The sequence below is a fragment of the Pseudomonas sp. P108 genome (assembly GCF_032613195.1).
Taxonomy (GTDB): Bacteria; Pseudomonadota; Gammaproteobacteria; order Pseudomonadales; family Pseudomonadaceae; genus Aquipseudomonas.
Genome location: NZ_CP126691.1, coordinates 2,692,551 through 2,706,347 on the forward strand (window position 1 = coordinate 2,692,551; position 13,797 = coordinate 2,706,347).

A 13,797-nucleotide genomic window follows, 5' to 3' on the forward strand; every position below is an offset into this window, starting at 1 on the left:
CTAACGCCGGTTGCGCACGAAGTCGACAAAGGCTTTGAGCGGTGCCGGCACATGGCGCCGGCTCGGGTAGTACAGGTGCAGGCCCGGATAGAACGGGCACCAGTCTGCCAGCACTTGCACCAGCCGCCCGCTGGCGAGGTGTTCGCTGACCATGTCTTCGAACACATAGGCCAGGCCCAGCCCTTGCAGCGCGGGGCCGACCATCAGGCTGACATCACCGAGGGTCAGCGGGCCGTTGACCTCGAGTTCCTGGGCGATGCCGCCGCGTTCAAGTTCCCAGCGATACAGCGATCCGCTGGGAAAACGGTGGCGGATACACGGCAGTCCGTGCAGGTCCTCGGGCTTTTGCGGTGCCGTGTGGCGCTCGAAAAATGCCGGTGAACCGACCACCACGGAGCGCATTGTCGGGCCAATCGGCAGCGACACCATGTCGGCCTCCAGGCGATCGCCGAAGCGCACGCCGGCATCAAAACCGCCCGCGACGATATCCAGCAGCGCATCGCTCTCGACCACTTCCAGGCGAATGTCCGGATATACCTGCAAAAACTCACTGGCAATCGGTAGCAGCACCAGCTCACAGGCTTGCCGCCCGCAGGTGATGCGCAGGTTGCCTGAGGGTTTATCGCGGAAATGGTTGAGGTCTTCCAGCGCATCGTCAATATCACGGAACGCCGGTTTCAACCGCGCATACAGACGCTCGCCAGCCTCGGTCAATGCCACGCTGCGGGTGGTGCGATTGAACAGGCGCACGCCGAGCCGGTTCTCCAGCGCTTTGACCGAATGGCTCAGGGCCGAGGGCGTGAGGCCGAGTTCGATGGCCGCTTTGCTGAAGTTCAAGTGCTGCGCGGTGTACAGAAAGACCGACAGATCGGCTGCCGAAGGTGATTTCATCTGTGAATACCTTTCACAAAGTTATGCAAAATTGTTGGGATTATCACATCAGTAGCACGGCCTTAAAGTCGCATCAACTCATCAAGAAGACCTGGCACCCTCGCCAAAGGTCGCAGACAGGAGGAGTTGAAATGCGTACCTGGTTTATTACTGGCGCTTCCCGTGGTTTTGGCACCCTCATCGCAGAACGCGCCTTGCGTGCCGGTGACGCGGTGATCGCTACCGCGCGCAACCCGCAAGACATCACCGATCGTCTCGGCGAGCAACCGAACCTGCTGGCGGTGCGCCTCGACGTCACCCGCGAGGACGAAGCGCATCAAGCGGTTGCTGAAGGGATCAAGCGGTTTGGCTGTATCGATGTGCTGATCAACAACGCCGGGTTTGGCGTGCTGGGCGCGGTAGAAGAAACCAGCGCCAGCGAGACCGAGCGCCTGTTCGCCACCAACGTGTTCGGCCTGCTCAACGTCACCCGCGCCGTGCTGCCACACATGCGTGCACAGCGCAGTGGCCGGGTAATCAACATCTCTTCGATTGGCGGCTATCAGGCGTACATGGGCTGGGGTGTTTACGGCGCGACCAAGTTCGCCGTCGAAGGCATTACCGAAGCGTTGCATCAGGAACTGGCACCCTTGGGCATTCAAGCCACGGTGGTCGAGCCGGGTTTCTTCCGCACCGATTTCCTTGATGAACAGTCGTTGATCAAAACGAAACTTGAACTGCCGGACTACGACGAAACCGTGGGCAAGATGCGAGTGTTCGCCGAAGCGGCCAATCATGCACAACCGGGTGATCCGCTGAAGTTTGCCGAAGCGATGCTGGCACTGGTCAATGCGCCGAACCCACCGCTGCGACTGGCATTGGGCAGTGACACGGTGGCGCGGATCGAGGCGAAGAATCGGCTGGTGGCGCAGGAGTTGGCTGATTGGAATGAGCTGGCGCTGTCCACCGACTTCGCCAACTGAACGCCTGAGCTGTGAGAGCGAGGTTGCTCGCTCTCATCTCTTTCGTGCGCAGACTTCGGTGGATTTTTCTGTGTATTTCGCGCCTTATTCGCTGCGTGACGCAGCTTTGTGATTTCTCAAAGGATGGAACGAATGATTTCTTTGACTCAGCCGCACGGAACGCGCGACAAGTTGCTCATACTCGCGGCCGTGTGCCTCTCGGCACTGGTCTTGCCGTTAAGTTTTACTGGCGGCGCGGTAGCGACACCGGCCATCGGCCGTGACTTGGGCGGCAGTCCGGTGGCGCTGACCTGGATCACCAATGCGTTCATGTTGTCGTTCGGCAGTTTGCTGATGGCCGCCGGCGCATTGGCTGACGTGTACGGACGCAAACGCCTGTTCACCTACGGCATGTTGCTGTTTACCGCCGCCTCGATCGCGCAGAGTCTGGCGCCTTCGGTGTTCTGGCTGGACGTGTTGCGTGCCGTTCAAGGTGTGGCGGGGGCAGCGGCGCTGGCCAGCGGTTCGGCGGCACTGGCGCAAGAGTTCGAGGGGCATGCCCGGACCCGGGCGTACAGCGTACTCGGCACGACGTTCGGCATCGGTCTGGCCTTCGGGCCGCTGGTGGCGGGCGCGCTGATCGAGGCGTTCAACTGGCGGGCGATTTTTGTCTTCACCGCGTTGATTGGAATCATCGCGTTGGTTTTCGGGGTGCCGCGTATGCGCGAAACCCGCGACCCGGATGCCAAAGGGCTGGACTGGCCGGGCACGCTGCTGTTCAGCGCAATGCTGGCGCTGTTCACGTTTGGCCTGATCCAGGCACCGGACAGTGGTTGGGACAGTCCGCAGGTGATCGGTTTGCTGGGCGCTTCGGCCGTGTTGCTGGCAGCTTTCGTGATCGTCGAAATGCGTGTCGAGCGGCCGATGCTCGATCTGACCCTGTTCCGTTATCCGCGATTCATTGGCGTGCAGATGCTGCCGATCGGCACTTGTTTCTGCTACATCGTGCTGGTGGTGATGTTGCCGCTGCGCTTTATCGGCGTTGAGGGCCTGAGCGAGATCGACGCCGGTCTGCTGTTGCTGGCGTTGTCGGCGCCGATGCTGGTGGTACCGATGCTAGCCGCATCGATGGCGCGCTTCGTTTCCGCCGGCATCTTGTCCGGTGCCGGCTTCCTGATTGCCGCCGTGGGCCTGCATTGGCTGAGCCTGTACAACGTAGGTGACGCGAAATTTGCGCTGGTGGTGCCGATGCTGCTGATCGGTATTGGCGCCGGTTTGCCGTGGGGGCTGATGGATGGATTGTCGGTCAGCGTCGTGCCGAAAGAACGCGCCGGCATGGCAGCGGGCATCTTCAGTACTGTGCGAGTGGCGGGAGAGGGCATTGCCTTGGCGATTGTCGCGGCACTGCTGGCGTCATTGCTCCACGCTGATCTGTCGAGTGCCGTGCACGCGCTGGCGGGCAGTGCCGAGGCGTCGCTGATTGCCGAGACCGCGCACCGGGTGACCACCGGCGATATGGCGCATGCGATCAACACCGTTCCGGGGCTGGCCAACGGACGTCTGGTAGAAGGGTACGCTGCGGCGTTTCAGTATCTGCTGCACATCCTGACGGTGATCACGCTGGTGTCGGCGGCGGTGGTGCTGGGGTTGTTGAGCAAGGATCGCAGCGTCGCAGCACCACAACAGGCTGCCGCATAAACCCACTGTGGGGGCGAGCCACCTATTTTCAATCTGTCTGCAAATCCCTGTGGGAGCGAGCCTGCTCGCGAAAGCGGTGAGTCAGCAACGGATGTGTTGACTGACACTCCCGCTTCGCGAGCAAGCTCGCTCCCACTTTGGATTGTGCCAAGCCACCTATTTTCAATCTGTCCGCGAATCCCTGTGGGAGCGAGCCTGCTCGCGAAAGCGGTGAGTCAGACAATGCAGATGTTGACTGGACCGGCCTCATCGCGAGCAGGCGAAGGCCTACAGGGTTTTCCGGTGTGTGGATTATTTGCGATCCAGCCAAACGGTCTGGGCGTTGCAGAATTCGCGCACGCCGAAGTGCGACAGCTCACGACCGAAGCCGCTCTTCTTCACACCACCAAAGGTCACGCGCGGATCGCTGGCCGAGTAGCCGTTGATGAACACGCCGCCGGTGTCCAGTTCGCTGGTCAGTTGCTGGGCCAGTGCCACGTTGGCGGTGTAGATCGTCGCGGTCAGGCCGAATTCGCTGTCGTTGGCCAGGGCCACGGCATGCGCGCAATCGCGGGCGGTGATGATCGACGCGACCGGGCCGAACAGTTCCTGTTTGAACGAGGTCATGCGGTCGGTGACGTCGGCCAGCACGGTCGGTTCGTAGTAGTTGCCCGGGCCTTCGGACTTGCCGCCGCCGAGTAGCAGGGTCGCGCCTTCTTCCAGGGTGTCACGCACTTGCTGGTCGAGTTCATCACGCAGATCAAAACGCGCCATCGGGCCGATGTAGGTGTCGGCGGACAGCGGATCACCGACCTTCAACTTGCGCGTGGCTTCGACGAACTTGCGGGTGAATGCTTCGACCACGCCTTCTTCGATGATCAGACGCTTGGCCGCTGCGCAGACTTGCCCCGAGTTCTGATAGCGGCCGATGACTGCTGCCTGCACGGCTTCGTCGATATCCGCATCGTTGAGCACGATAAACGGATCGGAACCGCCCAGTTCCAGCACGCATTTCTTCAGTGCGGCACCGGCCTGAGCACCGATCGCCATACCGGCACGCACGCTGCCGGTCAGCGTCACGGCGGCAATGCGTGGGTCAGCGATGGCGGTGGAAACGCCTTCCGGGGTGACGTTGATCACTTCAAACACGCCTTCAGCGAAACCGGCGCGGGTAAAGGCATCGCGCAGCAGATAGGCGCTGCCCATCACGTTCGGCGCGTGCTTGAGCACGTAAGTGTTACCGGCAATCAGCGCCGGAACGGCACCGCGCAATACCTGCCAGATCGGGAAGTTCCACGGCATCACCGCGAGAATCGGGCCGAGCGGACGGTACTCGATGCGCGCCTTGCCACCTTCAACCTGCGTCGGCTCAGCGTCGAGCATCGCCGGGCCGTGTTCGGCGTACCACTCGCAGAGCTTGGCGCATTTCTCGATTTCACCACGGGCTTGAGCAATCGGCTTACCCATTTCCAGGGTGATCATTGTGGCCATGGCTTCGCTGGTTTCACGCAGCGCACCGGCGAGGGCGCTCAACAAACGCGAGCGATCCTGCAACGGCTTGCGCTTCCACTTGCCAAAGCCATAGGCAGCGCGGGTCATCGCGGCGTCGAGGGCGGCAGCGGATTCAAACGCGTAATGACCGATCTGCTCGCCGTTGGCGGGATTGATCGAGATGGCGTGGGTCTGGCTGGAAATCTGGCTCATGGCATCGTCCTGCAGGTTCGTCGGATGAGCCTAGAGTAGGGTGGTGTTTGTTTTCTGGAAACTGAATAATAAAGATCGTTTCTTTCACGATTGGAGAATGACTGTGGATCTGGTGCAGCTGGAAATCTTCAAAGCCGTTGCCGAACACGGCAGCATCAGCGCCGCCGCCGCGCAGATCCATCGCGTGCCGTCGAACCTGACCACGCGGATCAAGCAGCTTGAGCAGGATCTCGGGGTGGATCTGTTTATCCGCGAGAAAAGCCGTCTGCGTTTGTCACCGGCGGGATGGAGTTTTCTCGAATACGCGCGACGGATTCTCGATCTGGTGCAGGAGGCTCGGGCCACGGTGGCGGGGGAGGAGCCGCAGGGCGCATTTCCGTTAGGCTCGCTGGAAAGTACGGCGGCGGTGCGCATTCCCGAGTTGCTCGCGGCGTACAACCAGTTGCACCCGAAAGTCGATCTCGATCTGTCCACCGGACCGTCCGGCACGATGATCGATGGCGTGCTCTCCGGGCGCCTCGCCGCAGCGTTTGTCGACGGCCCGGTGCTGCATCCGACGCTGGAAGGCGTGCCGGCATTCGAGGAAGAAATGGTCATTATCGCGCCGCTCAATCACGCCCCCGTAAAACGTGCAGCGGATGTGAATGGCGAGAATATCTATGCCTTCCGCTCCAACTGTTCCTACCGTCACCACTTTGAAAAATGGTTCAGCACCGATGCCGCTGTGCCGGGCAAGATCTTCGAAATGGAGTCGTACCACGGCATGCTCGCCTGTGTCAGCGCCGGCGCCGGACTGGCGCTGATGCCGCGCAAAATGCTGCAGAGCATGCCCGGCAGCGCTACCGTCAGCGTCTGGCCGTTGGCGGCGGATTTTCGCTATCTGACCACGTGGCTGGTGTGGCGGCGGGGCACGGTGTCGCGCAGTCTGAGCATGTTTGTGCGCTTGCTGGAAGAGCGCGGGGTGGTGCGGGCTGAGGAGTAAATGCTGCACAACCGCTGCCCTTGGGCGCAGCGGTTTTTTCGTTATGGCGTGCCGTTGCGGCCGTACAGGCGATAGCCGTCGCGTTGCTGCAAACGGTCGTAGTAGGCACTGACGGCGGGCAAGTGTGGATGCTTGAGTGGTGTTTCGAACCATCGGTTCACCGACAGTCCGATCGGGATATCTGCCAGTGAAAATGTCTCTCCGCTGACGTAGGCACCGGTCGACTCCAACTGTCGATCAAGGATCGCCATGTTCTTCGACCATTGCTCGATTCCGACGGCCAGCGCCGCGCTGTCCTGATGCTCCGGCGATTGCCGCACCAGCGACAAAAACGCATACGACCACGAGCGATTCAGCTCCGAAGCCTGCCAGTCGATCCACTGATCAATCCGCGCCCGAGCCATCGGCTCCGTCGGATAAAACTGCGCGCCGTCGTAGCGCGATACCAGATAACGAATGATCGTGTTCGACTCCCACAGCGTGAAATCACCGTCCTGAATCACCGGCACCATGGCGCAGGGATTCAGCGCGAGAAACGCCGCATCGTTGGTCGATTTGAACCCTGACCCCCAGTCTTCCCGCGTGAAGGGAATCTGCAATTCAGCGCATGTCCACAGCACTTTGCGCACGTTGATCGATGAGGCTTTACCGAGTATTCGCAGCATTGGATGTCCCTTTCCTCAGAGTCTTCAGACTTGAAGAAATACCATACCGAAATAAAGAAGGCCCGCACTAAGCGGGCCTTGGTTTTTCATCAAATCAATCTCACAGACTGCTCGCCAGTTTCCCGCCCATCATCCGCCGACGGTAGGACGTATCCCGATTCGCCAGCCAGAAGTACAACGGCGAGGTCACCAGCAGTCCCACCAGCCACGACAGATCCGCGCCGTTGATGTGTGCCGACACCGGGCCGACGTACAGCGGCGTGTTCATGAACGGGATCTGCACGGCGATGCCGATCGCGTAGGCCAGCAGCGCCTGCGGGTTGTAGCGGCCGTAGATGCCGCCATCGACCTGGAAGATCGACTGGATGTCGTACTGGCCTTTGTGGATTGCGTAGAAGTCGATCAGGTTGATCGCCGTCCACGGCACCAACACCACCAGCAACACCAGCACCATGTCGACGAAGTGGCCGATAAAGTCTTTCGAGGCGCCGACGGCGGCGAAGCAGCAAGCCAGCAACACAATGATCGAGATCACTGCGCGGCTCTTGGCGGTGGGGATCCAGCGGTAGGCGAAGGTCTGCACCAGGGTGATCAGCGACAGCACCGCGCCGTACAGGTTGAGAGCGTTGTGACTGATCACGCTGAGCAGGAACAGCACCAGCATCAGCGGGCCGATCGAGCCGGTGGCGAGTTTCACCGCGTCCATGGTGTCCATGCCCACAGGCGTCGCCAGCACAGCGACGGCACCGAAGATGAACGCCAGACTCGAGCCCAGCGCCGAACCCAGATACGTCGTCCAGAATGTCGACGAGACTTTTACGTCCGCCGGCAAGTAACGCGAATAGTCGGACACGTAAGGCGCAAACGCGATCTGCCACAACGCCGCCAGCGACACGGTGGCGAGCCAGCCGGACAGGTTGAAGCTGCCGCGAGTGAGGAAGTCATCGGTTTGAATGTGGGTGAAGATGTAGCCGAAGCCGACCACGATACCGATCCCTAACACCCAGGTGCCGATGCGGTTGAGCACGTGGATGAAGCGGTAACCGATGATGCCGATGATCCCCGAACCGACTGCGCCAATAACGATGCCGACCGGCACGGGAACGATGTCGACCACGCCGTGCAATGACTTGCCGGCCAGCACGATGTTGGAGGCGAAAAAGCCGATGTACATGACGCCGGCAATCAACACCACCAGCAACGCGCCGAGGGAGCCGAACTGGGCGCGGCTCTGAATCATTTGCGGAATGCCCATCTGCGGGCCTTGAGCCGAGTGCAGCGCCATGAGCACGCCGCCGACCAGATGGCCGACGAGAATCGCGACGATGCCCCAGACCAGATTCAAGTGGAACAACTGCACGCCCAGCGCACCGGTGACGATGGGCAACGGCGCGATGTTGCCGCCGAACCAGAGCGTGAACAGATCCCTGACCTTTCCGTGGCGATCTTCGGGGGGCACGTATCCTATCGTGTGTTTTTCAATCAGCGGAGCGGAGGATGCTGCAGGGGTAGCCATGACGAACTCCAAGGCAAGGATGAGTACGTGGACGTACTTCGGCAAGCGCCGGCACGGGCGGCGCATTTCTTGTTGAAGTGATCATGTGCAAAGCGTCGGGATAGATAAATTAGTAAGTTTGTTGCTTCAGACCTTAAAAAAAATATGCTTCGGATGGCGCGGGCGTCCGGTATGTTCAAACCTGATCGTGCGCCAGGGAAACAGGGCGAACACCCGCGCTCTTTTGGAGACTCACATGGCCGCCTACAACCTGCGCCAGCTCAAGTACTTCGTCACTACCGCCGACTGCGGCAGCGTCGCCGAGGCCTCGCGCAAGCTCTACATCGCGCAGCCGTCGGTATCGACCGCGATCAAACATCTGGAAGAAAGCTTTGGGGTGCAGTTATTTATCCGCCATCACGCCCAAGGGGTTTCCCTGACGCCGAGTGGCTCGCGCTTTTATCGCAAGGCGCTGGAACTGCTGCGGGTGGCCCATGAGTTCGAGCAGAACGCTTTGGCCGACAACGACGTGGTCGCGGGGCAGATCGATATCGGCTGTTTCGAAACCGTCGCGCCGCTGTATCTGCCGCGCCTGATCGCCGGGTTCAAGGCGCGTTGGCCGGGGGTGGAAATCCGCATTCGTGACGGTGAGCAACAGGAGTTGGTGCAAGCGCTGACCGCCGGCAGTATCGATGTGGCGATGATGTTCGAGCACGATCTGGACAGCACCATCGAAACCGCACCGCTGATGCCGCCGCAACAGCCTTATGCGTTGTTGCCGGCCAGCCATCGCTTCGCGCAACAGGCGAAAGTTTCGCTGCATGATCTGGTGCTGGAACCGATGATCCTGCTCGATGTAGTGCCGAGCCGCACCTATTTCGTGAGCATTTTCGAAGAGCGCGGGCTGGCGCCGAATATCGTCTTCAGCTCACCGTCGATCGAAATGGTGCGCGGCATGGTCGGCAACGGTTTCGGCTTTTCGATTCTGGTGACCAAACCGTTCAGCGACTACACCTACGACGGTCAGCAAGTCGTCTGTGTGCCGCTGGCGGAAAACGTCACCGGATCGGGATTGTCTGCAGCCTGGCTGCGGCGGGTGCAACTGACCAAACCGGTGCAGTTGTTTGTCGATCATTGCCGCGAAGAGTTGGCCCGGCTGCACCCGTGAGTGCCGTCGGGCCGATAGTCAGAGGCTGATAAACGCCAGCATTCGTTGCAGCATGGCATCGCAGGCTTGCAGTTGATCGAGGCTGACAAACTCATCGGGTTTATGGCCCTGGTCCATGCTGCCGGGGCCGCAGACCACCGTGGGAATCCCCACCGCATCAAACAGTCCACCCTCGGTACCGAATGCTACGGTGCCGAAATCCTTCGAGCCGCAAAAAGCCGAAATCAACTCGGCTGCCTGACTCTGCGCATCTGTGGCCAGCCCCGGATACGCCGACAAGGCGCTGAAGCGGATATCGCTTTGTGCACTGACGGCGCGCATACGCGGCAGTACTTCGCGCTCGGCATAGGCTTTCAGCGCCTCGGCAACCAGCGCCGGATCCTGCGAGGGCAGGGCGCGGATTTCGAAGTCGAATCGGCAATCGGCCGGGACGATATTCAAGGCCTTACCGCCGCTGATCACACCGGTCTGCACCGTGCTGTAAGGCGGATCGAAGCGCGCATCGTGATGCTCCGGCGCTTTCAACTGCTGGCCGAGCCGACCCAGTTCAGCGATCAGTTCGGCGGCGTATTCAATCGCGTTGACCCCGAGCGGCGCATAGGCCGAATGGCACGGATGGCCGTGCACATCGCAGCGCATCGCCAGTTTGCCCTTGTGGCCGAGCACCGGTTTCAGCTCAGTCGGCTCGCCGATGATGCACAGCAACGGTTTGATCGGGCGTCGCTGCAAGACCTCAAGCAACGAGCGCACGCCGAGGCAGCCGACTTCTTCGTCATAAGACAGGGCAATATGCACCGGCAGGCGCAACGACGCCTGCACCAGCGCCGGCACCAACGCCAGCACACAGGCGATATAACCCTTCATGTCCGCGGTACCGCGCCCGAAAACCTTGCCGTCGCGCTCGGTCAATTCGAACGGCGGCAGCGTCCACGGCTGGCCATCGACCGGCACCACATCGGTGTGCCCGGACAGCACAATGCCCGGTTGATCCACCGGGCCGATCGTGGCGAACAGGTTGGCTTTGCTGCGCTCATCGTTGTAGATCAGCGCGCACGGTACGTCGAAACCTTCGAGGTAATCGCGAACGAATTCGATCAGTTGCAAGTTGGATTCACGGCTGGTGGTATCGAACCCCACCAGCACTTTGAGCAACTCGACGCTGTTCATCGGTCATCACCGGCCACGCCATAACCCGGCGCCTTGGCCGGATCGAGGGCGCGGTCGATGTAGTCCTGAAGCTGCGGCTCGTAAGCGTTCCAGAGTTTTTGCAACTGACCGATCGGGTCTTCATCAGCCCAATCCACGCGCAGGTTGACGATCGGCCAGGTCTGTTCGCCGACCACCACGACCGCGGCCGAATGCACCGGGCCGGCTTCGCCACCGAGCGCTTGTGCGGCGTGCAGGGCTTTGAGCAGACGATCAGCGAGTTGACCTTCGCCGTCCTCAAAAGCACTGACCATCGCTTCGATCACCGAACGCCCGGCGAGCATGTTGCCGGCGGCGACGCACTGCTCGCCGCTGACGGCGTTGTGCACACCGAGGGTTTGCGCACCGCTGAAATGTGCGGTCTGGCCGAGGTGGTTGATTGCGGTGATCTGGCGGTACTGGCTGTAGCCGTTGCGGGTGAGGACTTTATCCAGCGCATCATCGGGGGCCAGGCCTTGCTCCATCAGCGCAAGGACTTCCGGGCCGAGGGAGGGCAGGGTGATGTTCTGGCTCGACACCGCGCCAACGCCTGGCAGCAGCCACGGGCAACGGGCACCCACGGCGATGCTGGAGGAACTGATGGCGACCCCGAACTGGCCGGTTTCGGCGCAGCGGGCTGTGATTGAAAAGGTCATCTAATGAACTCCTTGTGTGTCTGGACTGGCCTCTTCGCGAGCAGGCTCGCTCCCACATTTGGAATGCATTTCAAATGTGGGAGCGAGCCTGCTCGCGAAGGCCGCGACTCGGTGTGATGCCTTACTCAGGAATCACCGCAATCACATCAATCTCCATCAGCCACTGCGGCTGCCCGAGCGCCGACACCACCAGTCCGGTGGAAATCGGGAACACACCTTTGAGCCACTTGCCGACTTCGCCATACACCGCCTCGCGGTAACGCGGGTCGATCAGGTAGGTGGTGGTTTTGACGATGTGGCTCATGTCGCTGCCGGCTTCTTCGAGCAGTTGCTTGACGTTGCGCATGGCCTGTTCAGCCTGCGCACGCGGATCACCCAGACCGATCAGATTGCCGTCGAAATCAGTGCCGACCTGCCCACGGACATACACGGTGTTGCCTGCACGCACGGCCTGGCACAGGTCGTTGTCCAGCGTCTGGTTCGGGTAGGTGTCTTTGGTGTTGAACATGCGGATGCGAGTGTGGGTTGGCTTGCTCATGTGCAGCTCCTGAAAGAGAGGTTGCCCGGCGCAATCGGCGCCGGAGCGAAAAGGACATCAAGCGTCGACGGTGTCAGCGGCCTTGTTGTGGGCGTTCGAATGCAGTGCGGCTTCACGCTGCTCGGCATCGCGATAGTCCAGATACTTGCGCTGGGTGGCGATGTGATCGGCGACGTGCTTGGCGTCGTGCCACACGCCCCAGATGAACGACGAACCACGACGCGACTGCCACGGCAAACCAAGGAAATACACGCCCGGCTCACTCGACACGCCGCGCTGATGCACAGGCTTGCCCTTGTCATCGAACGCCGCGACCTGCAGCCACGAATAATCCACGGCAAACCCGGTGGCCCAGATGATCGAGGTGACGCCAGCCTTGGCCAGATCCAGATCGGCCAGCGGATTTTTCACGCACTCGGGGTCCGGATAGGTTTCGCGCGCCTCAGGTTCTTCCGGCAGATCCAGACCGTTGCGCTCGATGTAGGCGTCGGCAGCATCCAGCAACGCCAGATAATTCTCGTCGCCGCGAGTGAGGTTGCCGACGAGGTCCTGCTTGAAGCTCACCACGCCGTTATTGAACGATTCGGTAACGCCGACCAGGGTCATGCCGCGATGGGCCAGACCACGGAAATCGATGGTGCGACCGCCATGGGCGCCGCTGACTGCGATGGTCACGTGCTCACGCCCCGGTTTCATCGCCGCTTGATCCCACTCACCGAGCACGCCCAGCCACCAGCAGAAATCCCGATTGCGGTAAGCGCGAGGCGGGCGATCGTGGGCGCCGACCGACAGGTAAACCTGCTTGCCGGAACGCTGCAGCTCATCGGCGATCTGCACGCCGGAAGAACCGGCACCGACCACAAGCACGGCGCCCGCCGGCAATTGCTGCGGGTTACGGTAGTCAGCGGAATGGATCTGCAACAGACGTTCGTCTTGCGGGGCAATCGCCGGGATCACCGGTTTCTGAAACGGGCCCGTGGCGGCGACCACACGGCTGGCTTCGATCACGCCTTCGGAGGTCTCGACGGTGAACCCCGGACGACCGACATTGCGCACCACGCTTTTCACTTCCACACCGGTGCGGATCGGCGCATTGAATTTCTTCGCATAGGCTTCGAAGTAATCGGCGACGCGTTCTTTCGGGGCGAAACCGTCAGGGTCGACGTCATCGAATTCCAGGCCGGGGAAGCGGTCGTGCCACGCCGGGCCGTTGGCCACCAGCGAGTCCCAGCGCCCGGTGCGCCAGCGTTCGGCAATGCGATTGCGCTCCAGCACCAGGTGCGGCACGCCGAGTTTGCTCAGGTGCTCGCTCATGGCGACGCCTGCCTGGCCGGCACCCACGATCAGCGTGTCTGTTTTTATTATTTCAGGGGTCATCTCTACATCCTTCCTAGCAAGGCAGTGGGATTCGGGCCGCTGTTGGCTTGTCCGTTTGGCTTGAGGTCAGACTAGGGAGAGGGGGGGTATCGGTAAAATATTATTAAGCTGGGATGTGAATATATAATTCTGATGCAGAGAGCCGAAAGCCTTTAACCATGCGGGCTACAGCTTTGCAGGCGGGAAGGGAGGGGTGAACCTGACTCTTAAATTTCACGCTTGTGTTGTGGCGCCAGCCCATGACCGGTGAGGAGTTTTTTCGCCGTCTCGGGCTCATCCGGCAATTGGCCGCTGAGATCCCAGATATCGAGCATTTTGGCGTACTCGAAAGCGTGGCGCGGGTCGCGCTCTATCCAGCGCTGGAAATCCTGGCGTACAGCCGGCGGACAATCGTCATCGTGCAGACGCATGCACCAATCGGCGGCTTGCAGAGAGAGGTCTTCGTCCATTTCGTTGCGGTCGGAAGGGGTCATTGAACGAGGGTAACAAAAAAGTCCGTCAAGCCGATGCCGACGGAC

Annotated in this window: 13 protein-coding genes; 4 read left to right on the top strand and 9 right to left on the bottom strand. The window is 60.9% G+C overall.

The window, feature by feature from the left end; all coding sequences use genetic code 11:
* Nucleotides 1-891 carry a LysR family transcriptional regulator gene (locus QOM10_RS11935; protein WP_316918125.1) on the bottom strand — a complete coding sequence of 297 codons (891 nt, stop codon included), beginning with the start codon at nucleotides 889-891 and terminating at the stop codon, nucleotides 1-3.
* Nucleotides 892-1,022: 131 nt separating this feature from the next.
* Between QOM10_RS11935 and QOM10_RS11940 the strand changes: the two genes are divergently transcribed.
* Both QOM10_RS11940 and QOM10_RS11945 read left to right on the top strand, forming a co-directional pair.
* On the top strand, nucleotides 1,023-1,853 hold the full coding sequence (locus tag QOM10_RS11940) for an oxidoreductase (RefSeq protein WP_160039477.1): 831 nt from the start codon (nucleotides 1,023-1,025) through the stop codon (nucleotides 1,851-1,853).
* Between the two features lie 132 nt (nucleotides 1,854-1,985).
* Nucleotides 1,986-3,530 carry an MFS transporter gene (locus QOM10_RS11945; protein WP_160039479.1) on the top strand — a complete coding sequence of 515 codons (1,545 nt, stop codon included), beginning with the start codon at nucleotides 1,986-1,988 and terminating at the stop codon, nucleotides 3,528-3,530.
* 291 nt (nucleotides 3,531-3,821) lie between these two features.
* On the opposite strand, the gene QOM10_RS11950 is transcribed toward QOM10_RS11945, so the two are convergent.
* Entirely contained in the window at nucleotides 3,822-5,213 is a 1,392-nt protein-coding gene (locus QOM10_RS11950) for an aldehyde dehydrogenase family protein (protein WP_160039481.1), read from the bottom strand.
* A 103-nt stretch (nucleotides 5,214-5,316) separates the two neighbouring features.
* Between QOM10_RS11950 and ptrR the strand changes: the two genes are divergently transcribed.
* Nucleotides 5,317-6,195 carry a putrescine utilization regulator PtrR gene (ptrR, locus tag QOM10_RS11955; protein WP_026000443.1) on the top strand — a complete coding sequence of 293 codons (879 nt, stop codon included), beginning with the start codon at nucleotides 5,317-5,319 and terminating at the stop codon, nucleotides 6,193-6,195.
* A 41-nt stretch (nucleotides 6,196-6,236) separates the two neighbouring features.
* Here ptrR and QOM10_RS11960 read toward each other — a convergent pair whose 3' ends face one another.
* Together QOM10_RS11960 and QOM10_RS11965 are read right to left on the bottom strand one after the other, a co-directional pair.
* Entirely contained in the window at nucleotides 6,237-6,860 is a 624-nt protein-coding gene (locus QOM10_RS11960) for a glutathione S-transferase family protein (RefSeq protein WP_160039483.1), read from the bottom strand.
* Between the two features lie 100 nt (nucleotides 6,861-6,960).
* Nucleotides 6,961-8,376 carry a cytosine permease gene (locus QOM10_RS11965; protein WP_316918126.1) on the bottom strand — a complete coding sequence of 472 codons (1,416 nt, stop codon included), beginning with the start codon at nucleotides 8,374-8,376 and terminating at the stop codon, nucleotides 6,961-6,963.
* A 235-nt stretch (nucleotides 8,377-8,611) separates the two neighbouring features.
* On the opposite strand from QOM10_RS11965, the gene QOM10_RS11970 reads away from it, so the two are divergent.
* Nucleotides 8,612-9,523 (top strand): LysR family transcriptional regulator, encoded by a 912-nt coding sequence (locus QOM10_RS11970; protein ID WP_316918127.1) that lies wholly within the window; start codon nucleotides 8,612-8,614, stop codon nucleotides 9,521-9,523.
* A gap of 18 nt (nucleotides 9,524-9,541) precedes the next feature.
* Here the strand turns inward: QOM10_RS11970 and argE are convergent, their stop codons facing one another.
* The 5 genes from argE to QOM10_RS11995 all read right to left on the bottom strand — a co-directional run bounded on the left by argE (nucleotide 9,542) and on the right by QOM10_RS11995 (nucleotide 13,752).
* Entirely contained in the window at nucleotides 9,542-10,690 is a 1,149-nt protein-coding gene (argE, locus tag QOM10_RS11975) for an acetylornithine deacetylase (protein ID WP_316918128.1), read from the bottom strand.
* A complete protein-coding gene (locus tag QOM10_RS11980; RefSeq protein ID WP_095050052.1) occupies nucleotides 10,687-11,364 on the bottom strand; it encodes a DUF1028 domain-containing protein in 678 nt (225 codons plus the stop codon). The genes argE and QOM10_RS11980 overlap by 4 nt, the downstream gene beginning before the upstream one ends.
* Nucleotides 11,365-11,485: 121 nt before the next feature.
* On the bottom strand, nucleotides 11,486-11,902 hold the full coding sequence (locus tag QOM10_RS11985) for a RidA family protein (RefSeq protein ID WP_127926852.1): 417 nt from the start codon (nucleotides 11,900-11,902) through the stop codon (nucleotides 11,486-11,488).
* A 57-nt stretch (nucleotides 11,903-11,959) separates the two neighbouring features.
* Nucleotides 11,960-13,279 (bottom strand): NAD(P)/FAD-dependent oxidoreductase, encoded by a 1,320-nt coding sequence (locus tag QOM10_RS11990; protein WP_316918129.1) that lies wholly within the window; start codon nucleotides 13,277-13,279, stop codon nucleotides 11,960-11,962.
* A gap of 206 nt (nucleotides 13,280-13,485) precedes the next feature.
* A complete protein-coding gene (locus QOM10_RS11995; protein ID WP_160039495.1) occupies nucleotides 13,486-13,752 on the bottom strand; it encodes a FecR/PupR family sigma factor regulator in 267 nt (88 codons plus the stop codon).
* Nucleotides 13,753-13,797: the final 45 nt, after the last annotated feature.